The sequence below is a fragment of the Leptospira ilyithenensis genome (assembly GCF_004771005.1).
GTDB lineage: Bacteria > Spirochaetota > Leptospiria > Leptospirales > Leptospiraceae > Leptospira_A > Leptospira_A ilyithenensis.
Genome location: NZ_RQHV01000045.1, coordinates 58,334 through 66,185 on the forward strand (window position 1 = coordinate 58,334; position 7,852 = coordinate 66,185).

Genomic DNA, 7,852 nt, shown 5'->3' on the forward strand with positions numbered 1-7,852 from the left:
TCAATTCCCTCTCGTTTTCAATATTTCTATCATTTTTGGAACAATATCATCCAAAGGTAAAACCAAATCAATTCCTCCGAGTTCAACTGCAACCCGGTTCATTCCATAAACAACGGAAGAAGCTTCGTCTTGTGCAAGAGTCACTCCTCCTTGGTTATGAATATTGGTAATGGATTGAGAGCCGTCTCTTCCCATACCAGTCATTATAACAGACAATAGGTGGTTCCCGCCGTAAACCTCGGACATTGAATTAAACAAAACTTCGATGGAAGGTCTATGTCCATTTACAGTTGTGGTTTGTTCTAGTTCGATTACTTTGGAACCATTTTTCGAGACTACTTTCATTTGGTAGTCTCCCGGAGCAATGTAAGCCTTTCCCGGCTCAACAACATCTCCATTTTCCGCTTCTTTTACGCTTATTTTACTCAGTGAATTCAGGCGTTCCGCAAATGCTTTAGTGAACCCGGGAGGCATATGTTGGACTACCAAAATAGGCTTCGAAAAGTCCGCAGGGATCGCACTGAAAAGAGCTTGAAGTGCCTTAGGTCCTCCCGTAGAAGTCCCTATTCCGATAGCCTGAACTGAGACTGGTTTTTGAAAACTTTTATTTATCGGTGTAGGAGAAGAAGGCCGAGCGATTTTCTCCGAAGGCTTTGCAAGCGGAAGACTTAACTTAGAGTCCAGGTAACCTTTTATCTTCCCTGCGAGCACCTCTGCGATTTCTTCCGGGGAAAATTGGTTTCCACTGGAAGGTTTAGGAACAAAATCGATGGCCCCAAGCTCCAAAGCGCGGAAAGTGGCATCCGCACCATGTTGAGTCAAAACGGAAAGCATTATCACTGCCGTTGGAAGCCTCTTCTTTTTGATCTCTGCAAGTGCGGAAAGACCATCCATAATCGGCATTTCAATATCTAAGATGATAAAATCGGGGCGTAGTTTTTCCGCAAGTTCCACACAATCGACACCAGTCTTTCCAGTGGCGATAATTTGAAACCCTTCCTTCTTTTCGAGAACATCACTCAGGATATTTCTCACAAGCATGGAATCATCAACGATTACAATTTTCGGAGAATTCATTAGGATTTCTGAATTAACTCAACCAACTCATCGAAGTCAGGAAGAAAAACCAAAACACCCAAGAGATTGCTTCCTTGGTGATTGAATTCAGTGTGCATTGATAAGAATTTGGTTCTTTCCGGTTTTACGATATCAATTACATTCAAAAAACTTCCTGTAATCATTTCTGGAACGGAAGGCAGGATTTCCTTTTTCATTTTATTTGATAATGAATTCATCACACTGGAACAAACGATATTCGATATTTCGGACAATACGGAAACCATATCTTCGGACAATACTTTGGAGTTTTCCGAAGTATAACGGGCCTCAGCCGATCCGAGTAATTCCTTGGCAATTTCCACTCCGTTTTCTTCCGAAAACATCATCAGAAGATTTCCATTTAGATCTCCGTTCATGCGGATTTTAACACCAAAGAAATCATCATTGGAAAAACGAAATTCACGGGCAAGACCCTCTCTATCCGTAAGAATGATTTCAGGTATGAATAACTCAACTTCCTTGCCAACCAGCTGGGAAAGTACCACACCTGCGTTCATCATACCGGTATTCACAATGTTTTCCAGTTTTTTAATATCCTTTGTCGACATGAGTTGGGATATATCTCTGGAACTGGTAGAAGTAACTTGTTGAAGTCTGGCTTCCTTTTGTTCCACAAACCCTTTTATGATTTGTGCAGCCTGGTCTCTTTCTTTGGAAGTAGTGGCATCTAACCTTGCTTTATCGGAAAGTCTATGCACTTCTTCTTCTTTATGAGGATCAATTGCCAATTCGGAAGTCGGTTTTCCTGATGTTTCCGTAACTGCGGTAATCGTAGATCCGTTTCCGTTTGTATAAGTTTGAGATTCGGACGAAGTGACTTTTTTGTTTACAGTGACTTCTTCGGAAAAGATTTCTTCCTTAGGAACGATCAAATGTTTCTCACTTCTAGATCTGTCTTTTTTCAGTCTTGTTTTTTCTTTGGAACGTAGTTCCATCAACTTAGCATTGTACGCGTTAGTGGAAAGTCTGGATTTGAATACAAGATCGGATTCGCTCATCTCCAAGGATCTGATGGAAGAAGAACGTTTCATCATTTCTCCCACTGCAGTAGAACTTTCTTCCCTACCGATTTTATCCGCTGCAATCTCGACGAGGCCAGGAATATCCAATACAAGTATAATGGTTCCGTCTCCCATAATGGTTGCACCGGTTAACCCTTGTACATCCTTGTAGTTTTTACCCAAAGACTTGATCACAGTTTCATGTTTGCCGATCAAATCATCTACGATAAACCCCAGCTTTCTTGTTTTATAATTTACGATAACAACGGGAACTTCCGTTAATTCGTTTCTACCCGCAAGTCCCAAGATTCGGTTCAGGCGGTAAATCGGCAATACTTCCCCTCGCAGGTTGATGATTTCATGGCCTTCCAAGGTTGTGATTTGATCCACATTCACTTTGATTGTTTCGGATACTTCCGATAGAGGGAATGCGTAAACTTCTTCTTCCATTGTGACAAGAATAGAAGGAATGATGGCAAGTGCCTGTGGGAAGGAAAGAGTAAAGGCGGAACCTTTGCCTTCTTCAGAATGGATCAGTATCTTTCCTTTAAACTCTTCAATGAGTTTATTGACCACATTCATTCCTACACCACGCCCTGAAATATCGGACACTTTGTCCGCAGTGGAAAATCCCGGTGCAAAAATAAACTGGTAGATTTCGGATTCCGTTAGGTCTCCCGCATCCGACTCGGACACAAGTCCTCTTTCGATTGCCTTCTTTAGAATTTTTTCTTTGTTTAAACCTTTTCCGTCATCTCTGATTTCCACAAGAATATTGGAGCCGCCTTGGTAAGCGTTGAGCTCAACAATTCCTTCTTCCGATTTGCCCGCAGCCTTTCTGTCCTTTGGATTTTCAATTCCATGATCTACCGAGTTACGGATCAAATGGATCAAAGGCTCTCCGATGGCATCGATTACTTTTTTATCAAGTTCAGTGTTTTCACCCCGCAAAACAAGATTTACCTGTTTGCCTGTTTCCAACGAAAGATCACGAACGAGTCTAGTGAAACGATTGAATACCGATCCGATCGGAACCATACGAATATTCATAATTCCGGTTTGAAGATCTTTGGAAATCCGATTGATTTGATCGATTTTGCCTTTAAGTTCGTTGAATAAGGAATCCTCACCGAATTGAGTTACAAGATCATCGTAGATTTTTTGAAAGCCTGAGTTGGTGATAACCAATTCGCCCACATTATTCATCAGTTGATCCAGTTTGTCAGAGGAAACTTTGATCGTGCGCATGATAACTTTCGAATCGGAGACCGCCTTTTCAAAGTTATTGGCTGAGCCGGATTGACCGTTCGGCACGAGTTTCGTTTCCGATCGGGCAATTTTTTCTTCTACTGCCACAGGCAATGCCTCCATTTCAGAGACTGGGGGCGTAATCGCTACCACGGATAAAACCTCAACCATATCAATATTGCAAAGAGCGAATAATTCATCTTTTGACTGTTGGGTAACGGTAACGAAACTCAAAGAGAGTCCGCCTTCTCCCCTATCCAAAGCCTCTTCTTCAGGAGCGGAAACAATCACAGTACCGACTTGTTTCACCGCCTGGAGGATCAGTAACAGCCGCAAGTTTTGCATCGGAGTATCTGTCTTTAATTGCAAGTTCACTTGATAGATAAGAGAACCGGGAGTTTCGCTCAAGATACCTTTGATATCGCTCCAGTCTTCATCGCTTAAATCCAAACTTTTCACCACTGGTGCCGGAGTTTGTGGTTTGGGACTTGCGGCTTCGGTCTTTTTTTCGGAAGGAGGAGAAATCTCTCCTTTCGGAGAATGGTCATTTTCATAATCCATTAACTTTTGGATCATGGAAGTGAACGGAGTTTCAACTTTCACTCCATGAGCAACACTTTCAATCACATGTTTGATCAAATCAAAACACTCGAACAAAAGATTAACAAGAGTTACGTTGATCTCAAGAGAACCTTCTCTGATCTTTTGAAGCAGGTTTTCCATTTTATGAGAGAGATCGGAAAGGTTATAAAGCCCGACAAATGCAGAGGAACTTTTTAAGGAATGAGCTGCTCTAAAAATATCATTAATGATTTCCGGATTGCTATGATCTTTTTCCAATCGGACCAAATTTGCGTTCAGTTCTTCGATCTGGTCTTCCGATTCTTCGAGAAAAACTTCTGTGTATTCGCCAAGGATTCCTGCCACTTTTCCAACCTCCCTTTATTTATTTAATGCAAAAAAATCAACGATCTGTTCCAGATCCAAATTCAAAATGAGATGTTCGTCATGACGGGATACGGATTCAACCATCTTACTATAATTAAGTGACAAATCATCGGTGGTATAGCTGATAAACTCCCGGTTTACCTTCACCACTTGTTTCACCTCGTCTACGAGGATTCCGCATCTTTTTTCATTCAACATAACAACAACTATGCGGGAAGGGGGAAATATTTCAGTGTCCGCCTGGTGGAAATTCTTTTTAAGATCTATGATAGGAATGATTTCCCCGCGAAGGTTGATAACTCCGAGAATATGTTCGTCTACGTTAGGAATTCTTGTGATGAGTACCGGCTTGAGAATCTCATGAACAAGAAGCAACCGAATTCCAAAAAACTCTTTTTCAATTGTGAAAGTGAGAAATTGTTCGATATCCCCTAAATCGGTTTCCGCTTCCGATTTGGTTTTTTCCGCAAGTGAGGTCAGAAGTTTTTCTTGATCCATAACTATCCTTATTAGTATTTATCGAACCCACCGATTCAATCTAAAAATGAGTGAATGCCTGATTCTGTAATTATTTTTCCCAATTTACAATCGTGCGCTTCCGGTAAAAAGGGTACCGGAAAAAACTTAGAAAAAGTAAATCCGATGGTCTTTCCAAAAACTTCTTTGCCGGACAAAACCCGATCATAATAACCGCCGCCTCGTCCCAAACGAAACCCATCCTTATCAAAACCAAGTGAAGGAACTAAAATCAAATCCGCTTCTTCCACGGTGACCACGTCCATACCCTTCGGTTCCCAAAGCCCGAATCTCCCTTTCTCCCACTCCATAGGACGAATAAAAACCAAATCATTATTTTGAAGTTTTGGAAAATACCACTGGGCACTATGACGAAATTCGACAAAAGAAACGGATCTTGGCAAAGGACAGGATTCGGTTATGGGCAAGACGTCCACTTCCAAATTCAAATCCGGGACATAAGAAATGATTTTCTTTTTTCCGAAAAGTAATGGAAATAATCTTTTAATTATATTGAATTCAAGTTCTTCTCTTTGGGAAAGATTCGGCAAGTGGCTCTTCAGTCGTTTTCTTGCCTCCTCTTTAGAAAGCAGATTCAATAAATGTCCCCGATAATCCCTTCTTCCAGAAGAGAGATGATTTTTTTGGTTCTATCTTCGATCTCTTTTGTTTCCTCCGTGAGGATTCCCTTTTCTTTCATTTGAAAGAGTTCATCCGCCAAATTGAGTGCACAAAGAACGGCTACTTTGGTTTTGGAAGCATTCGGTAGGGAAGTAGCAATTTCTTTCAAACGCTCTTCCACAAATTCCGCAATGCTTGCTATATATTCCGGTGGAGCTTCACCTATAATGGTATACGTCTCACCGAAAATTTGTTTTGTGATTTTTTGCGGGGATGAGGCAGAATCTGCCATTTTACTTCGGATCGTCTTCCAGTATCAAGAAGTCATCATCATCGTCTGCATCAAAAACACTGATTGTGTCATCGTCATCATCGATGATAATGTCGTCTTCGTCGTCCAACTCAACCGTTGGGATATCGGAATCGTCAGAAGCAAGCACTACCTCTTCTTGCGGTAAGGAGGCAAGTACAGGTGGTTTTTCCATAGATTCTTCCGGCGCAAAGTCGGATTCTTCGTCGTCAAGTAAGATGATTTCATCATCTTCTTCTACAACGGAAGCTGTAAAATTAGAACTTGGAGCGGAAACAACCTCAGGTGGTGAAGGAGGTGCCGGCTCTATTGCTGCTGCAATAACAGGAGCGGCGACAGAAGAAACATCTTTGGAAGCAGAAGAAGCTCCCGATCCGCTACTGAAACTACCGCTGGTAGGAATGCCGTCCAATCTTCCCAAAAGGGAATGAACTTTGGTTTCCAGTTTTTCTTCTCTGGCTTTTAATTCGCTGAGTTCCTGGTTTGCCGTCTGCAACTGGTTTTTGAGGGACTTAAGCTCACGCTCTTTCTCCTCCATTGCGAGTTTCATCTGGTCGTTTTCAGCACGCAAAGACTCGTTTTCAGTCTCCAAACGACTGTTTTCCGTGCGAAGGTCCTGGATCAACTCCAGAGCCTTGACTACTTTACTTTCCAGTTCTTCGATGGTTTCCAGTTTCAACATGATAATAATATTCCGATGGAATAGAATAGAGTAACTATTCTATTCCAATCAAGCACTAAATTATTTTGCGACTTTTGTTTTTTCAATCAAAGCGTTGAAAACGTCTTTGTGATTGTATGCTAAGTCAGCAAGTGTCTTACGATCCAAATTAATCCCATGAGTCTTCAATGCATGGATGAATTTGGAATAGGACATTCCGTTTTCACGAACAGCTGCATTGATACGAGTGATCCAAAGTTTTCTGAATTCGGATTTTTTCTTTCTACGGTCACGGTAAGCCCATTGACCGGCCTTCATTACGGCAGATTTTGCCGTTCTGAAAAGCTTGGATCTTCCACCACGAAAACCTTTTGCTTTTTCTAAAACTTTTTTACGACGATTCTTATGGATTGTTCCGTTTACTGCACGTGGCATCGCTTAACCTCCGTAAGGTAGTAATTTTTCTACCCTATTGTAGTCGGTGTCATGAATGACTACCATTCCCCGACTTTGGTGTTTCATTTTTGGAGATTTCTTTTCCAAAATATGTCTTTTGAAAGCATGACCGCGTTTGATTTTACCGTTTTTGGTAAACTTGAAACGTTTGGCTGCTGCACGATTTGTTTTGAGTTTGTACATAGTTGTTTTTCCTTTCAGACTTTTGCATTCGCTGGGTTCAGCACGACCACTATGGTCTTTCCGTCGTGTACCGGCATTTTTTCGGGAGAGGCTTGCTCTTTTAGGTCCTCGACAAACCGGTTAATAATATTCATTCCTATCTCAGAGTGAACCATCTCTCTGCCTCGGAATCGAAGAGTCACTTTTACCTTGTCGCCTTTTTGCAAAAACTCCAAAGCATGACGCTTCTTAATCTCAAAGTCATGGTTATCAATCCGCGGACGGATTTTAATCTCTTTCACCGTGACAATGTGCTGTTTCTTTTTCGCTTCTTTCGTTTTCTTTAAGAGTTCGAATTTGTATTTTCCAAAGTCGATCAACTTGCAGACATGAACGTCTTGGTCTCCTGAGACTTCCACCAAATCCAAGTTCGCTTCACGTGCCCGACGAAGTGCCTCATCCAACGTAACAATATCCGATCCTTCGTCTGAAACAAGGCGAATCGATGATACATTGGTAATTTGTTCGTTAATTCTAATGTGGGCGAATTTATCCTGGTTGGGGTTCCCTCGCGGGTTGGGCCTTTTCTGCATTCAGTCTCCGAAATTTCTTTAGAACCTCCATAATTTGATCAGGAATCGCTGGATCAAGTACATTTCTTTAGAGTGTTTGGGGAGGGAGCGGGATTGCGGGTTGGATATTAGTATCCCCGCCCGATCTAGGGTGGGGTGAACCACCCATCCCGTTACCCATAAAGTTCTTGTACGTGGTATAGCATTTAGTGATCTGTTGTTATGGAAAACGAGCAAG

The 7,852-nt window shown here is 41.8% G+C and carries 9 protein-coding genes; all 9 read right to left on the minus strand.

The annotated features are described in order from the left end of the window. The 9 genes from EHS11_RS10280 to infC are packed head-to-tail and all read right to left on the minus strand — an operon-like array spanning position 1 to position 7,635. A complete protein-coding gene (locus EHS11_RS10280) occupies positions 1-1,083 on the minus strand; it encodes a protein-glutamate methylesterase/protein-glutamine glutaminase (RefSeq protein ID WP_210413670.1) in 1,083 nt (360 codons plus the stop codon). Next, on the minus strand, positions 1,077-4,295 hold the full coding sequence (locus tag EHS11_RS10285; protein WP_135764324.1) for a chemotaxis protein CheW: 3,219 nt from the start codon (positions 4,293-4,295) through the stop codon (positions 1,077-1,079). The genes EHS11_RS10280 and EHS11_RS10285 overlap by 7 nt, the downstream gene beginning before the upstream one ends. Positions 4,296-4,310: 15 nt before the next feature. Beyond that, positions 4,311-4,814 carry a chemotaxis protein CheW gene (locus EHS11_RS10290; RefSeq protein ID WP_135764325.1) on the minus strand — a complete coding sequence of 168 codons (504 nt, stop codon included), beginning with the start codon at positions 4,812-4,814 and terminating at the stop codon, positions 4,311-4,313. 35 nt (positions 4,815-4,849) lie between these two features. Further along, positions 4,850-5,431 carry a 5-formyltetrahydrofolate cyclo-ligase gene (locus EHS11_RS10295; protein WP_135764326.1) on the minus strand — a complete coding sequence of 194 codons (582 nt, stop codon included), beginning with the start codon at positions 5,429-5,431 and terminating at the stop codon, positions 4,850-4,852. After that, positions 5,428-5,745: a cell division protein ZapA gene (locus EHS11_RS10300; protein WP_135764327.1), complete on the minus strand. Its 318-nt coding sequence runs from the start codon at positions 5,743-5,745 to the stop codon at positions 5,428-5,430. The genes EHS11_RS10295 and EHS11_RS10300 overlap by 4 nt, the downstream gene beginning before the upstream one ends. 1 nt (position 5,746) lies before the next feature. Next, a complete protein-coding gene (locus EHS11_RS10305) occupies positions 5,747-6,445 on the minus strand; it encodes a coiled-coil domain-containing protein (RefSeq protein WP_135764328.1) in 699 nt (232 codons plus the stop codon). 60 nt (positions 6,446-6,505) lie between these two features. Further along, positions 6,506-6,859, minus strand: coding sequence for a 50S ribosomal protein L20 (gene rplT / locus EHS11_RS10310; RefSeq protein ID WP_135764329.1), 354 nt, complete (start codon positions 6,857-6,859; stop codon positions 6,506-6,508). A gap of 3 nt (positions 6,860-6,862) precedes the next feature. Beyond that, entirely contained in the window at positions 6,863-7,063 is a 201-nt protein-coding gene (gene rpmI / locus EHS11_RS10315) for a 50S ribosomal protein L35 (RefSeq protein WP_109019053.1), read from the minus strand. Between the two features lie 14 nt (positions 7,064-7,077). Continuing rightward, entirely contained in the window at positions 7,078-7,635 is a 558-nt protein-coding gene (infC, locus tag EHS11_RS10320) for a translation initiation factor IF-3 (RefSeq protein WP_109019052.1), read from the minus strand. Positions 7,636-7,852 lie beyond the last annotated feature (217 nt).